General features: G+C 47.5%; 20 protein-coding genes and 1 tRNA gene. 4 read left to right on the forward strand and 17 right to left on the reverse strand.

Annotated features, from left to right (window positions below; genetic code table 11):
• Positions 1-490 precede the first annotated feature (490 nt).
• The 5 genes from prdB to GKG43_RS07460 all read right to left on the reverse strand — a co-directional run bounded on the left by prdB (position 491) and on the right by GKG43_RS07460 (position 4925).
• Positions 491-1216 carry a D-proline reductase (dithiol) protein PrdB gene (gene prdB, locus GKG43_RS07440; protein ID WP_081733025.1) on the reverse strand — a complete coding sequence of 242 codons (726 nt, stop codon included), beginning with the start codon at positions 1214-1216 and terminating at the stop codon, positions 491-493.
• On the reverse strand, positions 1213-1512 hold the full coding sequence (locus GKG43_RS07445; protein ID WP_050641822.1) for a CBO2463/CBO2479 domain-containing protein: 300 nt from the start codon (positions 1510-1512) through the stop codon (positions 1213-1215). The genes prdB and GKG43_RS07445 overlap by 4 nt, the downstream gene beginning before the upstream one ends.
• Before the next feature lies 1 nt (position 1513).
• Positions 1514-3367 (reverse strand): D-proline reductase (dithiol) proprotein PrdA, encoded by a 1854-nt coding sequence (gene prdA, locus GKG43_RS07450; protein ID WP_050641823.1) that lies wholly within the window; start codon positions 3365-3367, stop codon positions 1514-1516.
• Between the two features lie 20 nt (positions 3368-3387).
• Positions 3388-4734: a proline reductase-associated electron transfer protein PrdC gene (prdC, locus tag GKG43_RS07455; RefSeq protein ID WP_055149897.1), complete on the reverse strand. Its 1347-nt coding sequence runs from the start codon at positions 4732-4734 to the stop codon at positions 3388-3390.
• A 93-nt stretch (positions 4735-4827) separates the two neighbouring features.
• Positions 4828-4925: transfer RNA gene (locus GKG43_RS07460), tRNA-Sec, on the reverse strand.
• A 327-nt stretch (positions 4926-5252) separates the two neighbouring features.
• On the opposite strand from GKG43_RS07460, the gene GKG43_RS07465 reads away from it, so the two are divergent.
• From GKG43_RS07465 to GKG43_RS23060, 3 genes are all read left to right on the forward strand, one after another.
• Positions 5253-6290, forward strand: coding sequence for a proline racemase family protein (locus GKG43_RS07465; RefSeq protein WP_050641825.1), 1038 nt, complete (start codon positions 5253-5255; stop codon positions 6288-6290).
• Positions 6291-6518: 228 nt separating this feature from the next.
• Complete coding sequence (locus tag GKG43_RS07470; protein ID WP_050641826.1) at positions 6519-7106, forward strand: TetR/AcrR family transcriptional regulator; 588 nt, start codon at positions 6519-6521, stop codon at positions 7104-7106.
• A 77-nt stretch (positions 7107-7183) separates the two neighbouring features.
• Complete coding sequence (locus tag GKG43_RS23060) at positions 7184-7939, forward strand: hypothetical protein (protein ID WP_187376323.1); 756 nt, start codon at positions 7184-7186, stop codon at positions 7937-7939.
• A 508-nt stretch (positions 7940-8447) separates the two neighbouring features.
• On the opposite strand, the gene GKG43_RS07480 is transcribed toward GKG43_RS23060, so the two are convergent.
• From GKG43_RS07480 to yedF, 7 genes are all read right to left on the reverse strand, one after another.
• Positions 8448-8684, reverse strand: a complete 237-nt coding sequence (locus GKG43_RS07480; RefSeq protein ID WP_050641827.1) for a DUF3343 domain-containing protein — start codon at positions 8682-8684, stop codon at positions 8448-8450.
• Between the two features lie 24 nt (positions 8685-8708).
• On the reverse strand, positions 8709-9848 hold the full coding sequence (locus tag GKG43_RS07485; RefSeq protein ID WP_129878920.1) for an aminotransferase class V-fold PLP-dependent enzyme: 1140 nt from the start codon (positions 9846-9848) through the stop codon (positions 8709-8711).
• Positions 9849-10103: 255 nt separating this feature from the next.
• Positions 10104-11045: a selenium metabolism-associated LysR family transcriptional regulator gene (locus tag GKG43_RS07490; RefSeq protein WP_129878921.1), complete on the reverse strand. Its 942-nt coding sequence runs from the start codon at positions 11043-11045 to the stop codon at positions 10104-10106.
• On the reverse strand, positions 11042-12958 hold the full coding sequence (selB, locus tag GKG43_RS07495) for a selenocysteine-specific translation elongation factor (protein ID WP_129878922.1): 1917 nt from the start codon (positions 12956-12958) through the stop codon (positions 11042-11044). Before selB ends, GKG43_RS07490 begins: the two co-directional genes overlap by 4 nt.
• Entirely contained in the window at positions 12921-14375 is a 1455-nt protein-coding gene (gene selA / locus GKG43_RS07500; RefSeq protein WP_129878923.1) for an L-seryl-tRNA(Sec) selenium transferase, read from the reverse strand. The genes selB and selA overlap by 38 nt, the downstream gene beginning before the upstream one ends.
• Before the next feature lie 67 nt (positions 14376-14442).
• Complete coding sequence (selD, locus tag GKG43_RS07505) at positions 14443-15492, reverse strand: selenide, water dikinase SelD (protein WP_129878924.1); 1050 nt, start codon at positions 15490-15492, stop codon at positions 14443-14445.
• 211 nt (positions 15493-15703) lie between these two features.
• A complete protein-coding gene (yedF, locus tag GKG43_RS07510) occupies positions 15704-16330 on the reverse strand; it encodes a sulfurtransferase-like selenium metabolism protein YedF (RefSeq protein WP_129878925.1) in 627 nt (208 codons plus the stop codon).
• Positions 16331-16817: 487 nt separating this feature from the next.
• Between yedF and GKG43_RS07515 the strand changes: the two genes are divergently transcribed.
• Entirely contained in the window at positions 16818-17678 is an 861-nt protein-coding gene (locus tag GKG43_RS07515; RefSeq protein ID WP_050642741.1) for a class I SAM-dependent methyltransferase, read from the forward strand.
• 146 nt (positions 17679-17824) lie between these two features.
• On the opposite strand, the gene GKG43_RS07520 is transcribed toward GKG43_RS07515, so the two are convergent.
• From GKG43_RS07520 to GKG43_RS07540, 5 genes are all read right to left on the reverse strand, one after another.
• Complete coding sequence (locus GKG43_RS07520) at positions 17825-18553, reverse strand: NAD-dependent protein deacylase (protein ID WP_050641833.1); 729 nt, start codon at positions 18551-18553, stop codon at positions 17825-17827.
• Positions 18554-18666: 113 nt separating this feature from the next.
• Positions 18667-19251 carry an HD domain-containing protein gene (locus GKG43_RS07525; RefSeq protein WP_050641834.1) on the reverse strand — a complete coding sequence of 195 codons (585 nt, stop codon included), beginning with the start codon at positions 19249-19251 and terminating at the stop codon, positions 18667-18669.
• A gap of 42 nt (positions 19252-19293) precedes the next feature.
• Positions 19294-19677, reverse strand: coding sequence for a DUF6483 family protein (locus tag GKG43_RS07530; protein WP_050641835.1), 384 nt, complete (start codon positions 19675-19677; stop codon positions 19294-19296).
• 24 nt (positions 19678-19701) lie between these two features.
• Positions 19702-20382 carry a DUF6320 domain-containing protein gene (locus GKG43_RS07535; RefSeq protein WP_129878926.1) on the reverse strand — a complete coding sequence of 227 codons (681 nt, stop codon included), beginning with the start codon at positions 20380-20382 and terminating at the stop codon, positions 19702-19704.
• Between the two features lie 1052 nt (positions 20383-21434).
• A complete protein-coding gene (locus GKG43_RS07540) occupies positions 21435-22028 on the reverse strand; it encodes a DUF6465 family protein (RefSeq protein ID WP_055149879.1) in 594 nt (197 codons plus the stop codon).
• Positions 22029-22220 lie beyond the last annotated feature (192 nt).

A 22220-nucleotide genomic window follows, 5' to 3' on the forward strand; every position in this document is an offset into this window, starting at 1 on the left:
CTATTCTTTTTAATCCCCCTCTCTTGACATCACCGCGGTAAAGTGGTATAGTGTAAGCAACTTATAGGATTGTAACCAAAGGCGGTTTCCCTCATACTAGGAAAGCGCCTTTTTATAAAAGTATAAGCCTTATCCTTTACCCGCATAACCAAAACCATACATATGGTTGCTATTGCAGTTATGCCAGCGCCGGTTGTTTCCCCCAAGAACAATCTTGCACTGGTAAACTCCAATTAATATATACATCCTCATTGTAGGACATTCCCCAGATTTGTATATAATACAAACTGCATGGCAACGAGGAAAAACCTCTCAATGACATACCAAAAGCGAAAAGCACGACCAAGGTCGTGCTTTTCGCTTTTCAACAAGGAGAGCAAGGGGGTCAGACCCCTCTGCAGAGGGGTCTGACCCCCTTGCTCTCCATTTTTCGTATTGTTTAACAAAAAAGGGACAATTCCACCGGATCGTCCCTTTTTGTATCTTAATATTACACTTTTGCCACATATTCGAACGGCAGCGGAACTATCGTGCCTGGTGTTTCTATTTTGACAAGCTGTTCAAGCGCTGCTTTTACTATATCCGTCTGCATTTCTACATCATTCGGCGCACCTGCGTTGGCACCCATGGGTACTAAAGGAGCTACGGCGCGTGGTGTACCGGTCTGACGGACAACCGGGGGAAGGGCTGCAATAATAATCGTAGGTATTCCAGCCTCTTCAATCGCTCTCTGCACCAATACTGCAGAGCGGTGGCAGGTACCTCAGCCAGCGGTGAGGATGACTGCATCCACATCCTCTTCTTTGAACATCTGTGCGATTGCAGGTCCTGTTTCGTTTTTAAACTTATCCTGATCTCCACCGCCTCCCATGAATCCGGCATGCACCGGGGCGCATTTTCTGATAAATCCTTCTGCTGCCAGTTCATGGATTCTGTCGATGGGGAACATACAGTTAATGTCTTTGTTTACATCCCCATTATCGTACCCTCCATGGGATACCATCAATTCACTTGACGGAGTATCGTTCGTGATCCTTCTCCAGCTTGAGTCGCCGGCCAGATTAAATCTTTCCTGACTCTTACAGTGTACACCCGCTGCGGTAGCAAGGGCAATAGACATATCACTCAGCGTTTTTGTCACAGGTGTCCACACTGCCGGAGGAGTAATCGGAACGTATATTTCTGACTGTAAACCTTTTGTGGTTGTCAAACTCATTCTTCTACCTCCTTGTTTTCTGCGTCGGCTTTACGCATCTCTTCCTGATGTCTTTTATATGTGGTCAGATTACTCACGTACTTCTCGTTTATCCCGGCCCCGAGCTGCTCCACAAAACTCATGTTCCATGCAACCTCCTGCCCTACTGCCAGGGGATAGTCGGTAATCAGCATGCGCATCGGAATCTTCAGATAGCCGAGTCTGCCCTTTAAGTCTATCCCGACGCAGCCGTCATGGATCTCAACGATTACCCCTTCCATACGTATCATCTTGTCGCCATATATTAATTCTTTCATCTTAGTCGTATTTCTCTTTTCTCTTTTGGCTCATCGGCAGTGACTGTTCATTCTTCACCAGCTCTATCGGCCGGCCCGTCACATTTGATATGAGTTCTACATTTGTCTTTTTTACACTTGGATTCCATTTTCTCTCTGCTTTATTCACCCCTTCACCCGCCATTGCATTCTTCAGCATGGCAAGGGCTCTGAGTGCATCCTCATGGCAGAGAGTATTGCAGGCAAGCACTTCGTTTTCAATGCCCGACTCCGATTTATTGTTGTCAACCATATTGGTCATGTATTTATTACCAACGACCAGAGCCCCCTGTACTGCGCAGAAAGACATACCAACAACGGGAATCCCGCGCATTCCAATCTGTTCGTGATGGCTCGCAAAATCAATATGGTTATTGCCAAAGCCTTCGGTTGTGATAAACGCTCCGTCCACATCCATCATCTCCGCCATCATACCGACACGTTTCGAAACATAAAATTTCTCGGAATTGATCTGCGGGCTTCCCACAAAGATTACTCCACACAGGTCGATTTCCGGATCGTGGAGCGCTTCGAGTACCAGCGGCTCCCTCCAGTAGTGCCTGGACATCTCTTTGGATGCCGGCCCGATGCAGGTCAGCGCGTGGATACAACCGTCCAGCACCTCCAGCGGTGATACACAGACCGGCACATTGCCAAGGTCGACATTCGGCTTGGCTCCGAGCACACCCACCGGTTCAACCGGAAGGATCAGGTTATCGTGCATAGCACCCTGTCCCATGATCTCCTTTACAATGACAACTTTCTTCCTGCCCGGCCTTCTCACCTGGTCAAATGTCTCTGTATCAACCACCAGTGAATCGTCATCCAGTTCTTTTAATGCATCCCTGATCTCCTGCGTAATGACGTCTGTGGCTGTGTGCGCAGCAAGAGGTCCCGGCCTTTCCATATTCATGCCTTCTTTGATTGTCACCTGGGTCTTGATAAAGATCTCACCCTTGTCAGGCGCTCCGGGCCGGTTCCACATAATATTTTCATCCAGATACCCTTCTGAAGAGCCGAATTCCCCAATCTGCACTCCATTGGCATCTGTACCTGTAACCATCATGATAACGCCGTCCAGAACTCTCGTTGTGCCGCTTCCGACTTCATCGCCGTCTTCCTTGCAGGCAATCGGCTGTACATCCATAATCGTCTCGGAATACGTGTGATATTCTGCCGGTACAATAATGTCGATCCGCAGATCAAATACCAGGTCCTGGGAATCTACACATTCTTTTTCAATTCCTTCCCTGATATACAAGATGGTGCCTTTGATCTCCGTCTTCGGGCCACGCTTTACTTCTGTAATCTTATAATGCTTTCTTGTCAGTGTTCTGACAACTTTTTCCTCCTGCCCCGGTGCCTCCGGAATAGATTCCGCTGACAGGCCGGTTCCCTGAACAGCTGCCGGAGCAGCTGCCTGTGAAACTCCCGCCGTATTCATCAGCGCCGCAGGTAGTTCTATATCTATATCTCTGCCTTCCCCTATATGAATCCGGAACATCGGTCCTTCTGCCGTCGGTAAAATCGGTAAAACCGCTGCCGGTTCCGCTTCAGCGGCCGGTTCCGGTTCGCTGGCCGCTGCTGCTTTGGCTCCTTCTACGACATCTGCCGTCAAAGGGCACAGAGAATCACAAGTCTTTGAAAGCCTGGCCCCCAATACCTGTTCAATCGTCAATGCGCCTTCCAGTTCCAATAACCCTGAATCTACCAGATCATCAAAGATAGCCGGATCTTCCAGATTGGATGCCTGTATGATAGTCCCCGCCTCCGCTCTGCAGCAGAGTACCGCAGGGTCATTCGCATGTTCTTTCGCTGTTTCAGCTGTTATTGACATACTTTTCTTTCCTCCTTTATCTATTTTCCATCAGGGATGGACTGCCTGTCTTTTGGCAGCTGGTCTACCTGCTTAGAAACGGTTAATCTTCTATACAGCGGATGGTTGATCGTCCTCATAACATGATCTGTCTGATGGAATACTTTCAGTTTCATCTTCGGGGCGGAACCCATAACGGTATTGGAACAATCCGAGCAATTGCCAATAATTATATATTCCGAACCGTCCTTTTTGAACTGCAGACATTTTTGGGCCTGTCCCGGACAGTTGCCGGGATTCTCGCACTTCAGCGTCCCGTTCTTCATCTCCACAGCCTGCTTGCATCGAGCTACTGACACAACATTCCCATGCATCTTTTCACAGACATCCCTCATACGGTCCTCATCGCCTCCGCAGGCGCAGACGAGAAGTCCCACAGGCGCACCATGAAGGTCCGGCAGATCAATTGTCACAATGATGCCTCCCGTGGTTTTTGTTACCGGAGCATCCTTTTCCACAGGTTTTCCCGTGAAAGGGCCGCCCATGATGATTTCCCCGTACACGCCGTCAATTCCGCCTGCCCTCTCAATCATATCACCCACACTGGTTCCGACCGGAACATCCATATAAACATGAGGCTCATTTCCGCCATTGATTTTTCCAATAACAGTCATGTTTTTGCTGAAGCAGGGTTTCTTCAGATCTATAGCTTCAGCGACCCGCAGGACGGTTTCTACATTAATCACAATAGAGTCCGCCGCCGAGGGAAGCTGGGTTGGATCCAGAAGCTTTCCCAGTGTCTCCCTGACCACGGCCCGCTCTTCTCCCATCGGATAAATATCCGGAAGAAGATGAATGGAAATATTCTCCTCATTCCGGACCGCCTCTCTTAATATATCCACAGCCTTTTTATTCTTGGCCTTGATAGCAAAAATGGCCTGAGCTGCATTGGCTATCTCCATGCAGTACCTGACTCCCTTCAGGGTCATCTCTATATTATCTTCAATTTGGCGGATATTATGATAGAGTCCGGGTTCGCACTCTACCGCATTAACCAGAATGTATCCGCCATTCAGATCCGTGCCCAGCTTCACTCCTGTCGGGAATCCCGCGCCGCCCATTCCAACAACGCCGGCTTCTTTTATCATATCCAGGTGGTCACCTTCCTGAATCGGTACGAACGCATCTTTCTGTTCGTCATCCGGAACGATAATAATCCGGTCTTCAAGAATGTCCTGTACACTTCCGTAAACGCTGGAAAAAATATTTGCTCCCAGCCCGGTCGGAGCGGCGATCAGCGTCCCCTTTTCCACTCTGTCACCTATTTTGACAACCGGCTCACACGGAGCTCCAACATGCTGTCTTAGCAAAAATTGTAAATTTCCCATGGCCCGTTTTTTCTCCTTTATATCACTTCTTTATGAATCCTTGCTTCTTTATAAATAGTCTGCAGAAATTAATGATCCTGCAGATCTTGTTTTTGGCGGAGGCATGTGGGAATCGAACCCACCCAGGACGCTTCAAACGCCCAACACTGGTTTTGAAGACCAGGAGGCACACCAGTTACCCTTCTACCCCCTCACTTATATGATTATTCTATATCATTGCCATATTTACCGCTGGTTATGATATCTGATGTTAAATGAAATAAACCAGGCCGCTTGCTGTATGATTTATTCACCCTAATCGTGTTTATATATTAACAAATAATCGTTGACTTTTCAAGGCTTTTCATACATAATAATTTGTATAAACTGAACTGCATACTAGAACGTGGTCTATTATTGGTTTTTTATCATTTTTTACCTGTTTAATCCACAGATTAATCTCCATAATAACCCGTAAGGTATTATTTAAGAAACGCTTATAGGTGGATTCTATAAATCAACAGCTAGGAGGAAGGGTTATGAATTACAATCCCAAAATTAACCTGAATGCATTTGAAGCATCATTTAAGGCAATTGACACACATACCGTCGGAGAATTTACCCGTATCATCATGTCCGGCTTTCCCGAATTAAAAGGCGACTCCATGATGGAGCGCAAACAATATCTTGCAAATAACTTTGATAAATACCGCCAGGCGCTGATGTTTGAACCCCGGGGGCACCATGACATGTTTGGGGCCCTGGTAACGGAACCGGTGAACCCGGAAGCTGATTTCGGCGTTATATTTATGGATACCGGAGAATATCTGAATATGTGCGGCCATGGTACAATCGGAACAACAACGGCGCTTATTGAATCCGGCCTCGTGCCCGCCGTAGAACCTTTCACAGAAGTAGTATTGGACGCGCCGGCCGGTCTTATTCGTGTAAAAGCAGAAGTTAAAAATGGAAAGGTACTGAATGTCACACTAACAAACGTCCCCGCTTTTCTTTATAAAGAAAATCTTACGACCGTAGTAGACGGCAAAGAAATTAAATACGACATTGCATTCGGCGGAAGTTTTTTTGCTCTTATCAATATCGAACAGCTTGGCTGGACGGTAGATAAGGAATCTATTCCAAAGCTGACAGATTTTGGCATGAAGGTAATAAAGCAGGTAAACGCTGAGGTGGAAATCAAACACCCATTTCTTGACATCACCTCTGTTGATCTGGCGGAACTCTACTGCCATACCGACACAGAAGGCTGTAATTACCGCAATGTAGTTATTTTCGGTGATTATATGTCTGACCGTTCCCCGTGTGGTACCGGGACAAGCGCAAAGCTTGCAACGCTTTATTCACGCGGTGAAATTAAGATCGGAGAACCGTTTGTATACGAAAGTTTTATAGGATCCCAATTCAAAGGTGTGATCAAAGAAGAGGCAACTGTCGGTGAATTCAAGGCAGTGGTTCCCCAGATTACCGGAAGCGCTTATGTTACCGGCGAAGCAACCTACGTAATCGATCCCGATGATCCGCTGAAATACGGATTTAAAGTTGCAAGAGGCGAATAATATGATACACAAAAAATGGGTGTGGTTTACTTCCCGAGTAACAGTTCAGGCAAGGTTAAACTGTTACTCGGGAAGTAAACCACACCCATTTTTCTATATTTTTTCCATAGTCGTTATTTATAACTTATGCTATACTGATAAACGAAACAGAACGTATAAATGCTAAGGCGTGTTTGCTTCTTAATATCTAAGAGATTGTTAAGCACCCCTCGGGAAAGAGAGCTTGTTATGCCAAGGAAAAAACAGACAACCAAAAGCCGTATCGTAAAAGCTGCCTGGAACTTATTTTATAAAAACGGATATGACGACACAACCGTAGAGGACATTATCAAACTTTCCAAGACATCAAAAGGAACATTTTATCACTATTTTAAGGGGAAGGATGCCCTTCTCTCCACCCTTTCGGATCTTTTTGACCAGAAATACGAAGAGATCTACAGTACCATGGATCAAACGCTGTCCTCCAGGGAGAAACTGCTGCTGCTGAATCACGAATTATTTTATATGATTGAGACAAGCATTGACCGCAATCTGCTTGCATCCCTGTATTCATCGCAGCTTGTCACAAAAGACAACCGTTCTCTTCTGGATGACGACCGTTACTATTTTCAGCTGATCACGGAGATCATCACTGCCGGGCTTGATTCCGGAGAATTTTGCAGTGCTGCCTCCGCAGCGGAGCTTGTAAAGATTTATACAATGTATGAGCGCGGACTTCTCTATGACTGGTCACTCTGCGAAGGTAAGTACCCGCTGTCCGCATACAGTGACAGACTGCTCCCTCATGTACTGGATAACTTTGAAAAGGGGCTTTAAGCCTTTCTGCCGCCTTTTATTGTATTTTTCGACAAAAACTGATATGATTAAGAAAAATACATATGGAGGTATAATCTGTGTCCGAAGAATTAATTCCTACAAAAGATGAAACTGTCAATAAAACACCCGGGACTCCCACGGCTGTCCCTCCGGTTGATACAGATGTTTCGAATATTGTGCCATTTGCATCAGAAATGCCAGGCTCCACTGAAATCAACAGGGAAGGCGCCGTAAAAGAGGCAGCAGCAGAGACCACCTCCGCGGCTTCCGCTTCGTCTGCATCTGCGTTATCCGATGGATCCGGCAGCCCGGCACCGGTATCTCAGGCGCAGGAATCTGCAGCTAAAGAACCGGAATTATCACAAAAAGTATCTGAATTAAAGAACAAAGCCGCTGACTTCACAGATAAGGCTTCTGAGTTTACCGGTAAAGCCTCTGAATTCACCAGCAAGACATTTAAAAAAGTATCCGCCCAAAAGGAGACAGATACCGATTACGAAATGCCCGATGAGGAGCCGGCCGATAAAAAGCGCTTCCATTTCAAAAAGGAAGATAAAGAGTTCTTCCGTGATAAGTGGATTCTCTCCCGAATCAGCGACGATAATCTTATGGACTATCTTACTTTGGAGCAAAAGCGCAATGAATTGCAGCAGCAAGCCCGGGACATCAAAGAAAAACGGATTATGAAAGCATTTGAGCTGACGATATCCCTGGCTGCAATTGTTGCTGTGATATATCTGCTTAGAGATAATCCAACCATACTCGTCAACATACTTTACATAACTGGAATACTCGTGGCATTTTGGTTTTGGAAGAATCCTCGTGATAAGTAGAGCGGGGAGAGGGGACGCCTGGACGTGAGGGGAGCGGCGGGAGGGACGATGGTGTTTTCTGATACCGGCCGTTTAGCCTAGTTTCCGTAGGGATAAAATAAAAAAATCTGATGGAACCAGCGACATGCAGCGACAAATCTGATGATTTGTCGCTTAAGTCGCTTCAAACTTTGCTTTGGATAGCAAAGTTTGTCCATCAGATTTTTTTATTTTATCCCAACGGAAATACGGCACACTATGAGGCATCAGAAAACACCATCGTCCCTCCCGCCGCTCCCCTCACGTCCAGGCTGCTCGCATCCAGGCTGTACTTAAAAACTTACACGGGCAGGGGATATGACGGAGCAGGCGGATCGTATTGCTTGGGTTTGATGTTTTTGATGCTGTTTTTTATTTTTTTAGCTCAGGTCTAGTACATTGAAAAATAAGTAACTTACTGTTCGATGTGCTAGTATTCGTATTATAATTCCAGTACTCCTCTCAGACATCTTTTTTATGCAAAGTGGATTTATACCATGCACTCCTGGATTGCTTCTTCCTGGATTCCGGCCAGTTCTATTGCTTTTTGGACTGCGGCTTTCTGGGATGGGGCCGTGCACCAGGAGAGGCCGCAGCCTGCGGATAGGATGCGGGGGACGGGGATTAATCTGCCTGGTATGTTCTTTTGACGGCATAATTTTTCCATTGCCATGGCGTCCGCAGTTGTATGAAATGTGATGACTAGTTTTAACTCTTTTTTTCTCATTTTACTCACCTACCGTAATGCAGACTATGACGGCTGCGCTAACTCTCTTACTGCACGGACAGCTTCTTTAATTTCTTCTTCTGTGTTGTAATGTGAGAAACTGAACCTTACGGCCCCCTGGCCTTCCGTTCCCAGCGCTCTGTGCATCAGCGGTGCACAGTGTGCCCCCGGCCTGGTAGCAATCTGATATGTTACAAATAGTTCATCGCTTACATCAGAAGAATCATAGTCTCCAATGTTGAAGGATACGATTGGACATCTCTCATCCGTGTCAAAATCACCGTAAACCGTCACGCCTGGAATATGGAAGATTCCCTCGTAGAACTGCCGCATATGGGCTAATTCTTTTTTCCGGATCCAGTCAATCCCATTCTCCTCCAGATATTCCAGCGCCGCATTTAAGCCCGCGATTCCATGTCCATTCAGGGTTCCTGCTTCCAACGCCGTCGGCATTTGCTTTGGGTGGTGTGTATTATACGTATCCACACCGCTTCCGCCGCTTAAAAGCGGACGTACTTCTACGCCCTCTCTGACATACAGGCCGCCGGTTCCCTGTGGGCCCAACAGGCTTTTATGGCCGGTAAAACACAAAATGTCAATGTGCATTTGCTGTACATCGATCGGATACACTCCGGCTGTCTGGGATGCATCCACGATGAGCAGGATCCCACATTTGGCAGCAATCCGCCCCACTCTTCCAATATCCACCATATTACCGGTCAGATTGGAGCCATGTGTGCACACAATTGCCTTGGTATTTTTTTTGACTGCATTTTCCATCTCTTTATAGGAAATGTTGCCCTTTTCATCGCATCCCAGGATCGTAAGTTCCGTTCCTTTTTCCCGGCATTCGTATAGCGGGCGGAGGACCGAATTATGCTCAAGTACGGTTGTTATCACATGATCACCGGAACCCACGATCCCCTTGACCGCAATATTCAGGCTCTCCGTTGAATTAGCCGTAAACGCAATTCTTGTTGGGCTTTCCGCATGGAACAAACGGCAGAGCTTTTCCCTCGTGTCAAATATCATTCTGGACGCACTCAAAGACGCCTCCGTTGCGCCTCTTCCCGCATTTCCAATCGAGCTCATTGCGCTGACAACAGCCTCTGCCACTTTTTCCGGCTTCTGTATTGTTGTCGCCGCATTGTCCATGTAAATCATAACTTCCCCCTCCATTTCCCTAGAGCGTGTCTAAAAATTCATTGCCGCAATATCCCGCAAACTGGGACAACATCTTGCAACAAGCAATTTTCAGACACGCTCTAGAGTGCTCTACCTATCCAGTATAACCCGCAAGGCTTTATGCGTCTAATTGAAAACCGCCATAAATTAAAACCACTATAGACAGCCTCTATAGTGGCTGTTAAAATGTATTTTATTCAATGGTCTGCCGCAAGGCTTCCCGTAAAGCATTCGTTATGGAATTTCCTTCGGATAAACTTTGCTCACCACCCGCAGAAAGTTTTCTGCGGGCGCAGACAGCTGGAAGTTTTTATTATAAACGACATTTATGTCACGCTTTCCCTCCTCCGCATCCAGAGGGAAACACAGGATACTGCCGGCGCTGATTTCGTCTTCTGCAGCAAGGCGCGATATAATGGAGATTCCAACGCCTCTGCTCACTGAACGTTTGATCGTCTCCTGATTTTCTATGCTCGCTACAATCCTGAGCGCATCTATTTGGATTCCCATCTTTTTCAGCAGCCTCTCGGCCTCCTTACGGGTACCGGAACCTTCTTCCCGCAGAATCAGAGGTTCCTCCTGGATCCACATGTTTTCCGATTCCGTTTTTATCTGCTTCTTTTCGCTGAGAAGCTTTTCCCGCAGGCGCCTGAATTTATCTGAATTCGGTGTGATAATGACCAGTTCATCCTGGTAAAACGGTATGTACCGGCAGTATTTTTTTTCCAGTACTGTTCCGGTAAATCCGATATCCGCATTTCCGTTTATTACCTGTTCCACTACTTTTGTGCTGTCCGTCTCTGCAATTTTAAAGCGTTCTCCGGGATACAGCTCACTGAATTTTGCCAGGATCTGAGGAAGCAGATACTGGGAAGGAACGCTGGATGCGGCAATATGCATGCAGTGGCTGGTCTCTTTCCTCGTCCTGTTAAATACTGTTTCAATCTCTCTCTGAAGCACAATCATCTGCTTTGCATAGCCATGCAGTTTTTTCCCATCTTCTGAAAGGCTGACCTCTTTTGTATTTCTCACAAACAGGCAGACTCCCAGTTCCTGCTCCAGCGATGAGACATGTGCGCTTACTGTGGGCTGTGTCAGGAAGAGTTGTTTTGCCGCCTTTGAAAAGCTTCCCTCCTCCGCGACCGCTGTGAATGCCTCTATTTGTTTCAGATTCATAGATTCGATATCCTTTCACTTTCTGCTCCTGTTTTCCGGGTGACCTTAATGCTGTCCATGTATTCCAGAATCGGTTTCGCACTTTTCCGGCTTGTGCCAAACATATCACGAATCTCTGCGATTGTAATTTTCCCGTCTGCTTTCAGCTTTTCCACAATCTTCTCCCGTGCCGCGTCCATATAAGAACCAAGTGTGTACATGCCATCCGCTACTTTTACGATTTCTCCGCTGTCAACCAAAAGGAGAAGGATATCCTCCACCGTGCCGGCAGGTATTTCCCCGAAACTGATATCCGTCATTCTGGCAAAATCATAACCCGCGGGTTTCAATACGCCTAAAAGCGTGCGCCGCACCTTCTCATAAACCGCATCCCTGGCCGCTTCATACGCCGGCGGCGCAAGGAATTCATCATGGCGCGACAGAATGTTCTGCGCTTCCAGATACTCGATATATTTATCAAATATATTGGGCTTTACGCGTTTCATGTAGGTACTGTGCACTTCTGCCTTCGCCATACCATAGCGGTAAGGGTTCTTCTCCACGTATTTTTTCAGGGCATTCAGAATCTTCTCTCTGTATGCACGCTCGTCCGCTGTATGCCACACGAACGTATCCTTTTTCATCGGGAAAACACAGACCAGTCCCTCCTCTGCAAGAATCTTCACGGCCTCTTCTGTCTCTTCTCTGGACAGCGCCGTGAGTTTGGCAAGCTCTGACATCGCAGCCATTGTTTCTGCGTACTCTTTCACATGCAGTTCAATTACATCTTCGGCGGAACCGGACTCCTTCTGCTTCAGGGAATCCAGAACCTCCGGGGAAAACCGTTTCTTCTTCACCGCATTTGGTTCCAGTATCACACCGCCCCCGATTGTCTCCATAGGAGAATAGAACCGCACAACAAATCTGTCCCCTCTCCGGAAGGCGACCTCCTTTTCCATTCTAAGCTGGACATATCCGCTTTCTCCCGGTCCAAGAGTCTCATCACCCAAAAGGACAGCGCGGCACAATACCTCGCTGGTACCGCTGAAAAAATGCAGCCTTGTGTTGTTTGCCAGGACACGCACGGAGGAATCCAGCATTTCCAGTTTTACATCCAGGAGCCTGGAATCTTTCATGCTTCCGGGGGGCGCAAGGACGCAGCCTCTTTGCAGTTCCTTTTTCTTCATATTGGAGATATTGATTGCCACGCGCTGGCCCGCATAGCATGTTTCCACGTCCCTGCCATGTACCTGGATATTGCGGATCTTACACTCCCGTCCATTCGGAAACATCTCCAGTTTATCTTCTTTTGAAATCGTCCCGCTGACGAGCGTACCGGTTACCACAGTACCGAAGCCGGAGAGAGAAAATACCCGGTCTACGGGCAGCCTGGGTATGGTGTGAATCTCCTTTTCCACCACCTCATCCTCGCTCAGGCGTTCAATGGTTTCAACCAGAAGGGGGATCCCCGCCCCGGTTGCTGCCGACACTTTCACGACAGGAGCCTGTTCCAGAAATGTCCCCTGCAGTTCTTCCCGGATCTCTTCTTCCACCATCTCCAGCCATTCTTCGTCCACCAGGTCGCATTTATTCAGGACCAGAATACTTTTTTGGACTCCCAGCATTTCTAAAATATCCATATGCTCTCTTGTCTGGGGCATGATTCCCTCATCGGCTGCGATAACCAGAAGCACCAGATCCATCCCCACAACACCGGCAACCATATTATTTATGAACTTCTCATGGCCCGGAACGTCTATGATGCCCGCCCTGTTTCCGTTCTTTAAGTCGAACCAGGTAAACCCCAGGTCGATTGTAATTCCTCTGCGCTGTTCCTCCTCCCAGCGGTCCGTGTTCCGGCCGGTGAGCGCTTTTATCAGTGTTGTTTTTCCATGGTCAATATGGCCCGCTGTTCCGATAATAATATGCTTCATAAGGGTTTCCTTCCTTTTCCAGGACATTCTGCTCCTTTAAGATTCTGGTAAGATAGTTCATGAATTTTCCATCAAATGTCCGCATATCCAGGAGGATCTTGTCATTCATGACCCGTCCCACCACTGGCACCGGCATATGTCGAAGCCTCTCTTCCAGCTCTGGTGTACTGATATCCAGGGGGCGGATTGTCACCGCAAAGCTTGGGATGCGCTCCAGCGGCAGGGAGCCGCCTCCGATCTGTGCTTCACAGCTTTCGACGCCGATTTTTGCAGTCAGTTCTGCACGTCTGAGCATTTTACAGAACTTTTTGGCATCCTTTTCCACTTCTTCCCGCTTTCGCGTGATCATAGATAAGGCCGGTATGTTGTGTACTGCTTTCTCTTCCGATAAATATTCCCGCAAAACGACTTCCAGCGCCGAGGCTGTGAATTTGTCAATCCGCAGCGCCCGCGTCAGCTGGTTCTTTTTCATCATGTCTATATATTTCTTTTTTCCAACAATGATCCCCGCCTGAGGGCCGCCCAGCAGCTTGTCTCCGCTGAAACAGACCACATCGGCCCCATTTTTCACAGAATCCTGCACCGTGGGCTCATAGGCCAGTCCGTATTTGCTTAAATCTACCAGGACACCGCTGCCCAGGTCCTCGATGACCGGGAGCTGATACTTTTCTTTCAGTGCTGCCAGTTCTGCAACGGAAACCGATTCTGTAAAACCTACGATCCTGTAGTTGCTGGTGTGCACCTTCATGAAGGCCTTTGTCTCCTCCGTGACGGCTTCCTCATAGTCACTAATATGTGTTTTGTTGGTGGTTCCGGCTTCTCTGAGGACTGCGCCGCTTTGTTCCATGACATCGGGAATTCTGAATTTGCCTCCGACCTCTACCAATTCTCCCCGGGATACGATGACTTCCCCGCCTTTTGCCAGGGAGCTTAAGATCAGCATAACCGCGGCAGCATTATTGTTAACAGCCATGGCAGCTTCTGCCCCTGTGATCCTGCATAGAAGCCTTTCAAAATGAGAATACCGTTCCCCCCTGCCGCCTTCTTCCAGGTCATATTCCAGATTGGAGTAGCCTCCTGCGATATATGTCACCTGCTTCAGATGTTCAGTGCTAAGCGGAGCACGGCCAAGGTTGGTATGCAGTATCGTTCCCGTTCCGTTTAACACGCGCGTCATGTTGGGGCGGTGCATATCCGCTGCGGTAAGTTCTATGCGCACCATAAGGCTTTCTATCTGCTGTTCGGCTTCTTCCTCGTTCTCACAGGACGCAATATAGGCGCGCAGCTTATCAAGCTCAATCCGTACGGCTTCCAGTACACCGTCATAACCATACAGTTCCGCCATTTGCTTTATAACATTGTTTTCCATCAGAACATCTACTTTTGGGATTTTCCGATATAAAAGGTTCTTATTCATAGACTGCTCCTTATGCTTTGTTTGTAGTGCCTCCCATCGTATTTACGCCGGGAGGCACTAATTTGTATTATGGCAAAAGCCTTATCAATTTTTCTTCTTTCTCCAGCACCCGTCCGATCACGGAGACTTTGGTGTCCAGTTTTGCACGCTTCAACCCATTCATAAATTCATCCGCATAACACTTTGGCAGGCTGAACAAAAGGCCGCCTGATGTCTGAGGGTCGTACATGAGGTCTGTTACATATTCTTCTACGCGTTCCGCGTCCACCATACTCTGACAGTGTTCACGGTTTTTATAGGCACCGGCAGGGATTAAGCCCATCTTGGCGTAATCCGCAGCCTCCTGCATGTAAGGCACCCTTTTTGCTTGAATCTCCAGCGTTACGCCGCTGGCCTTAGCCATTTCCGCACAATGTCCCAGCAGTCCGAATCCGGTGATATCCGTACAGGCATTGACCGGAAATCCCTCTGCTGCTTCCTTTGCTTTTTTATTGAGGGAAGACATCACTATGACGGCTTGTGTTTTGGCCTGTTCCGAGGCCATTTCCGCTTTTACCGCAGTATTGATGATGCCGCTTCCGATCTGTTTGGTCAGGACCAGCACATCCCCGGGCCGGCAGCCATAATTTCTGTATATCTTATCGGGATGTACAAATCCCGACACACTCAGGCCGTACTTCGGCTCATCATCCTGGACGGAGTGTCCTCCCACCAGCACGGCGCCGGCTTCCTTTACCTTATCGGCACCGCCTCTTAAGATCTCCCCGAGAATCTCCGGGTCCAGACAATTTGGAAATCCCACAATATTCAGAGCCACCTTTGGCTCTCCTCCCATCGCGTATACATCGCTGAGGGAATTGGCTGCTGCAATCTGCCCGAAGGTATACGGATCATCCACAACCGGGGTAAAGAAGTCAACGGTCTGAATCATAGCAATATCATCCGTAACCTTGTAAATCGCAGCATCATCTGACGTTTCAATCCCAACCATGAGATTCTCATCCTGGAATTTTGGCAGCTTACCCAGAACCTGGGCAAGGGTCTCAGGACCTATTTTAGCCGCTCACCCGGCTGTCTTTGCCATCTGGGTAAGACGAACATCTTTCCCTTTGTTCATGCCATCTTCCTCCTTTCCTGGAGCGTGTCTGAAAATTGCTTGTTGCAAGATGTTGTCCCAGTTTGCGGGGTATTTACTGCCAAATACAGGAGGCGTAGTGGGCTACGCCCTCTGGATTTGGCAGTAAATAGACCGTGAAGTGGGGCAGCATCTTGCGGCAATGAATTTTCAGACACACTCTAGTATTGCGCACTCTCAGAAACTCTATTTTTTAGGGACGGATCACTTTTTGCGCTCCATTCATGGTCTCTACAATCGTGTACATATTGGTCACGCTTCCTACCTGAAGCTTTTCCTTCAGCCCGTAATAATCCAGGCATGTACCGCATGTCATAATCTGTACGCCCTGGACCTCCATTGCTTTCAAATCCTCCAGGGAATCAGAACCTTCCGCAGTAAGCCTGGCTCCTCCATTGTAGAAAAGGATTGTCCGGGGCAGTTCCTCGAGCTGTGACACGGCAAAAATAAAGCCTTTCATCAACACTTCTCCCAATTCATCATTTCCCTCTCCCATCCGGTCTGAAGATACTACAACTATTGTACCGCCACTGCTGTCCGTGCAGCACACGGCCTCTTTCTGCTGTTCCTGCTTCTCATACTGTTCCTGCTGCAAAACACCGCCTTCCTTTTTAATGGCAATCCGATATTCTTTTTCTCCGGTTTTTTCCCAACTTACCCCGGCTCCGGAACTGGATGCCAGCTTTGTTACATTCTGGACGGCAATTTCATTATCTACCAATACCTCAAGAACTCCAGGGCCTTCCAGTTCCTGGAGAGCCTTCTTCGTCTTTATGACAGGGATGGGGCAGGCGTCTCCTATTGCATTAACCGTTATCATAATAGTGTCTCCTTTCGAAATCAGTGCAAAGGGGTCTGACCCCTTTGAAGTTATTTATAGATATATTCTATCACTGACTTGGCTTTGAGTAAACAATATTTATTGTCAACATCTGTTTGTTTGTCCCGATGCTACTATGTTGTCGAACGATCTGTTGTAACCGTTCAGACAGGTCTGTGCATTTACTGCACAGACCGTACGAAAACATGATGATTGCAGGCATCGCATCCTGTCTCCGCTTTGCTCCGGTCCGTGTTAAACGTACGCCGCCGGCGCACAGCCCCCTTCGCCGCAGGCGAATTTCAATGGGCTGGATGCGTAACAGTTCAGGCCTGTCTGAACTGTTGCGATCTGTTTCTGTTATGATAATAATATCCGAAAATCCATGTTGATAATTTTATGCATTTATGAGATGATATGTGTAGTTTTCCGCTTGTTTTGGAATTTTAAACAGGCAGTTTCCGAAAGAAAGGATAAGATAAAAATCATGTGGATTGCAGATAACTGGAAAGATTATGAGGTCATAGATTGTTCCATGGGAGAAAAGCTGGAGCGCTGGGGGGATTATTTTTTAATTCGCCCGGATCCCCAGGTCATCTGGGACACGCCTAAGACACAGAAGGGCTGGAAGAAACCAAACGGGCACTATCACCGCAGTAAAAAGGGCGGCGGGGAATGGGAATTCTTTGATCTGCCCCATCAGTGGCAGATTCATTACGGGGAACTTACTTTTAACCTGAAACCTTTTAATTTTAAGCACACAGGGCTATTCCCGGAACAGGCCGTGAACTGGGACTGGTTCTCCGATAAGATAAGAAACGCAGGCCGGACAGTAAAGGTGCTGAATCTTTTTGCTTACACGGGCGGCGCTACGCTGGCAGCAGCGGCAGCCGGCGCACAGGTTACCCATGTGGATGCCTCCAAAGGCATGGTTGGCTGGGCAAAGGAAAATGCGGCATCCTCCGGACTGGGCGAAGCTCCGATCCGCTGGCTCGTGGACGACTGTGTGAAGTTCGTGGAAAGGGAAATCCGCCGCGGCAATACTTACGATGCCATTATCATGGACCCTCCCTCCTATGGAAGAGGTCCCAAAGGGGAGGTATGGAAGATTGAGGATATGATCCATCCGCTGATCAGGCTCTGCACCCAGATCCTGTCAAAGGATGCGGTATTCTTCCTGGTTAATTCCTATACCACCGGACTGGCCCCGGCCGTCCTGACATATATGATCTCCACCGAGCTCAAAGCCTGGAACGGAACCGTAGACTCCCAGGAAATCGGGCTTCCTGTAAGCTCAAACGGGCTGGTGCTGCCTTGCGGCGCATCGGGACGCTGGGAAAGAACGTAAACCCCTTGAATAGATTTTCAGGGCTTGTGCCCCATCTGTACAAGTAAAGAATACTGACATATAAGTCAGCCCGCCGGAACCGGACGTTCTGGCGGGCTGCTGTTCTTCGTGAATCTTCCCTGCATATGCATTCATAGGTGAAATGATTACTGCACTGTAATTGCACCCAATATCTGCCCAATGGGTGCGGATATGTTTAGCTCAGCCCGGACGGCCTTTGCAGTCTCTGACTTATTAATTACAACCAGATGCCTTCCACGGAAATAATCGATGAATCCCGCGGCCGGATAAACTACCAACGAGGTTCCTCCAATAATAAGGGTATCTGCCTCGGTAATTGCACCTACCGCCCCCTGGATTGTCCTGGAATCCAGACCTTCCTCGTACAGCACCACATCCGGTTTGACGATACCTCCGCATTCACAGCGCGGTATACCGTCGGAGTTCTTGACAAACTGCGCATCGTAAAAACGCCCGCACTTCATGCAGTAGTTCCTGTGGATGCTGCCGTGGAGTTCGAAGACAGTCCGGCTGCCGGCCGCCTGATGAAGGCCGTCAATATTCTGTGTGATCACAGCCTTCAGCTTTCCCGCCTGTTCCAGCTCTGCCAGTTTGAGATGCGCAGGGTTGGGCAGCGCATCTAATATCATCATTTTTTCCTTGTAAAAGTCGTAAAATGTTTCTGTATACTCCATAAAAAAGCTGTGGCTTACTACCTGTTCCGGAGAGTATTTGTATTTCTGATGGTAAATACCGTCAGCACTCCTGAAATCAGGAATATTGCTCTCTGTGGATACTCCTGCACCGCCAAAAAACACAATGTTACCGCTGTCATCTATTATTTTCTGAAGCAGTTCTATTTCCTTTTCGTACATTCTGATACCTCCTGATTCACACACCGGCTCCATTTTGCAGCAGCCACGTAAACATGCATACTGACGCACACCGCCCTCTCTGCATTCATGGGTTACGGCCGATCTTGGATGCGCTATCTGTCTATCACATTTCCTTTCTCAATATGCTCCTGTACAATCGCCTGCATACATTTCCATATATCTTCCGAGGTTTCCTCTATTTTCTGATTCCGTTTATAAATCTGTGACTTTTTCACCTTATGCTCCGCCCAGCTTTTTCCGCCGGATGCATCATTGAGCAGCAGCGGCTGAAAATTATCCAGCAGATGGGCAAACTTCGCATCCGGAGTCTCATACTCCTCAAACTCCTCCCACAACCTGCGGAACTCCTGCCCCTGTTCCTCCGGAAGGAGACCGAATATCCGGTCCGCCGCTGCCGCTTCCCTGACACGTTTCGTCTCTGCCCCTGCGGAATCATACGCATAGGTATCTCCTGCATCAATCTCAACCAGATCGTGAATCAGAACCATGGTCATCACCCTGGCCGCATCTGCATCCGGCACATACTCCTGCAAAAGCACTGCCATCAGCGCAATGTGCCAGGAATGTTCCGCATCGTTTTCCTTTCTCCGGCCGTCTGCCAGGTAGGTCTGCCGGTAAATATTTTTCACCTTATCGATCTCCCTGATAAACTGAATCTGCTGCTCCAATCTTGTCATTTTTCCAACCTCTTTTCTTCTATATTCATTACATGTAATACATTAGATCTCAAGTATCTCATCCAGAGAATCCATTCCGTACTCCGCAAGCAGCTGCCTGATCCCCTCGCCGATCTCTTCTCTTGTATAATCGTTTTGGGCCAGAAAATCATCCCCGTATTCGTTCAGATGATGATAAAATCCAATTCCCATTTCCAGATAAGTTTGATCCGACTGATCCAGTTCCTGGTACAGCATATTTTCCGCCTTATTCACCGCTCCTGCATCCGCCATTCTTACCAGACGGGCAAACAGATCATCCGCTGCCGTATATTTATTTTCCTCCGGAAGCTCATACTGCGGACTTGTCTTTCGAAATATAATCCGCGCCAGGGCCGCTGTTTCCCCCTTTATCATCCTCATAATATAATCCTGTTCAAATTCCATATCAGCACCTCTTTTCCCCGCTGCTTACTCCCCCTCCTCCTGCTGTTCGGAGGCATCTGCTTCGTTTAATCTTTGTCTGTTTTTCTCCCTCTTTGATATGCCAAGCCATATTCCAATAAAGAAATATGCCGCAAAACAAATCCCGATCAATGTATTGACTAAATACCCCGTATCCGTGGGATTAAACTTCAATACAAACGTTTTTACAAGATTATCTTTTCCGCTCAGCACAGCGTCAACCCATGTATTCAGTGTCATAATTAGTATTCCTGCCAAAAGTGAAATAAACGCAGATTTAAAATACCAGTTCATTCCCTTTATCTTTGCCGTAAGAATCATCAGCCAGACTGCAGCAACCGGAAATGCCGCGATAGGAAATGCATACCGATACAACCAGTCCCCTCCTGTATAAAGGTTACACGCGTACAGAAGCAGAAATGTAAAAAGCGTAACACCGAGTGCCGGCAGAATGACTCTGTGCTTTTTTACAAGTACCGGCAGGATCGTGACTGAAAAAGCGATCCCGATTGAAAACAGGACAATGTAAAACCAGGAAAGTCTGTGCTCAATAACTAGATTGCAGATCAGGCACGTGAGTACGGCCACCCCATAAAGTGCCAGCATAATACGCAGATATAGTTTAACGGCAGGATGCCTTCCTTTTTCACTGTCTTTTTTGTTACTGCCGCTGTTCTCTGTTCCCATCTTTTTACTCCCCCATTTTTCTGTGCTTTATATCTGATTCAAAAATATCATCAATCAATAATTCTTCAAAAACCTATCTTCTAACTGCAATTTTACCACACTCTTCCTGAGATTGCCATTAAGAATACGCAGTAGTAGGTAACAAGCTTTAGACTTGTCGGCGGGTGGGGGCGCGAAATAAAGAGAGCACCGTAAGCCTCCCAATTGCACCTATGCCGTTTTGATGTGCGGACACGAACCTAAGAAATTCTAGGAAGCCGCCAGCCAAAAAAGTGGGGCACAGGCGACACATCACGAGAAGTCCGATGATTTCTCGCGCTGGGTCGCCTAATTTTGTGATTCGGTGATCACAAAATTTCCCCACTTTTTCGGCTGTCGGCTTCCAAGAATTTCTAAGGTCCGCTTTAGCACTTCTAAACGGCATAGGTGCAATTGGGAGGCTTACGGTGCTCTTTTAATTTCGCTGGGTGCATCCAATCGGCAGGAAGGTTGTCACCTGGGGAGGCGCTGAAACGGAGCAGCGTATTGATTCGCTTGGCGGAACATAAAATCTCCATTTGTTTACCAATGGGAAGAGTGCGGCCTGACAGAAGTATAAACAGTTACACTGTAAGTACATGAATGCCTTGTCCTTACCATGTACCGAATTTATTTCGTATCACCAAGCGAATTCATACGCTTCCCCCGTTACGCGGCGCCCCAATTGACGCGCTTTTTTACCGATTGGATGCGCCCAGCAAAATGAAGGGATAGCCGCTAGCCTCCTAAGGGCATACATGCCGTTCCGTACTGCTAAAGCAGGCCTTAGAAATTCTTAGAAGCAGCCAGCCGCGAAAGTGGGGAGCTTTTATGATTCCGAATCATAAAAGCGGATGGCCCAGCGCGAGAAATCATCGGATTTCTCGTGATGTGCCATCTGTGCCCCACTTCCGCGGCTGGCTGCTTCTTAGAATTTCTTAGGTCTGCGTCCGCAATACGGAACGGCATGTATGCCCTTAGGAGGCTGGCGGCTATCCCTTCATTTTGCGCCCCCACCCAAATCCCCGGCAATTCTACAAGTCCACTTTTCCGGTAGTGTCCCCGTTGATTACGTAATATGCCGCAAATTCTTCTGGTTTCAGATAGATCTTTACGTCTTTCATATCGCCCACTTTATTCTTCAGTTCCTTAGTCCATACATCTTTCACTTTCTGAAGTACTTCTTTTTCTGAGTATTCTTTTCCTGAGAACTGAAGGAACAACTCTGTCTTTAACTCTGCTTTTTTTGTGGTTCTCTTCGCAGCAGTTGTTTTTGCTGTGGCCTTCTTAGGTGCGGCCTTCTTTGCCGCTGTTTTCTTTGGTTCTTCTGTAACAGGTTCAGGATCTTTGAGAACAGCTGCTCTTGTTTCAATGGCTTTTGTCGTATCTTTCTTTGTCTCGATCGCCTTTGCCTTTCCTGCTTTCGTCTCAATTGCCTCGGTTTTAACAGCATTTTTTTTTGCAGCCTCTGGCTTTACTGTTTCCTTCTTTTCTTCTCCCGGTACCGCTGCTTTTGTAGCCTCAGCTTTTGCAGTTGCTGTCCCGGCTGCTTCTACAGATAACTCTGCAGCCTCTTCTGCCGCTGGTTTTGTGGTTACTGGTTTCTTTGTTGTTTTCCTTGGTGCCATACTTGCTCCCTCCTGCTAAAACAATCAAGTATTTAGACTTCAACATGAACGTTTTTTTGCTACAAGGTGTATTGTACCTCATTTTTTCTCAAACGTCAAAAAAACTTTTCCATAGGATTGCGTAAATTTACCTTCGGAAATAATGGTGTAGAGTTCACCCATGATGTACTGATAAAGTATCAGACAATGACT

The sequence above is a fragment of the Eubacterium sp. BIOML-A2 genome (genome assembly GCF_009680135.1).
Taxonomy (GTDB): Bacteria; Bacillota; Clostridia; order Lachnospirales; family Lachnospiraceae; genus Faecalicatena; species Faecalicatena contortus_B.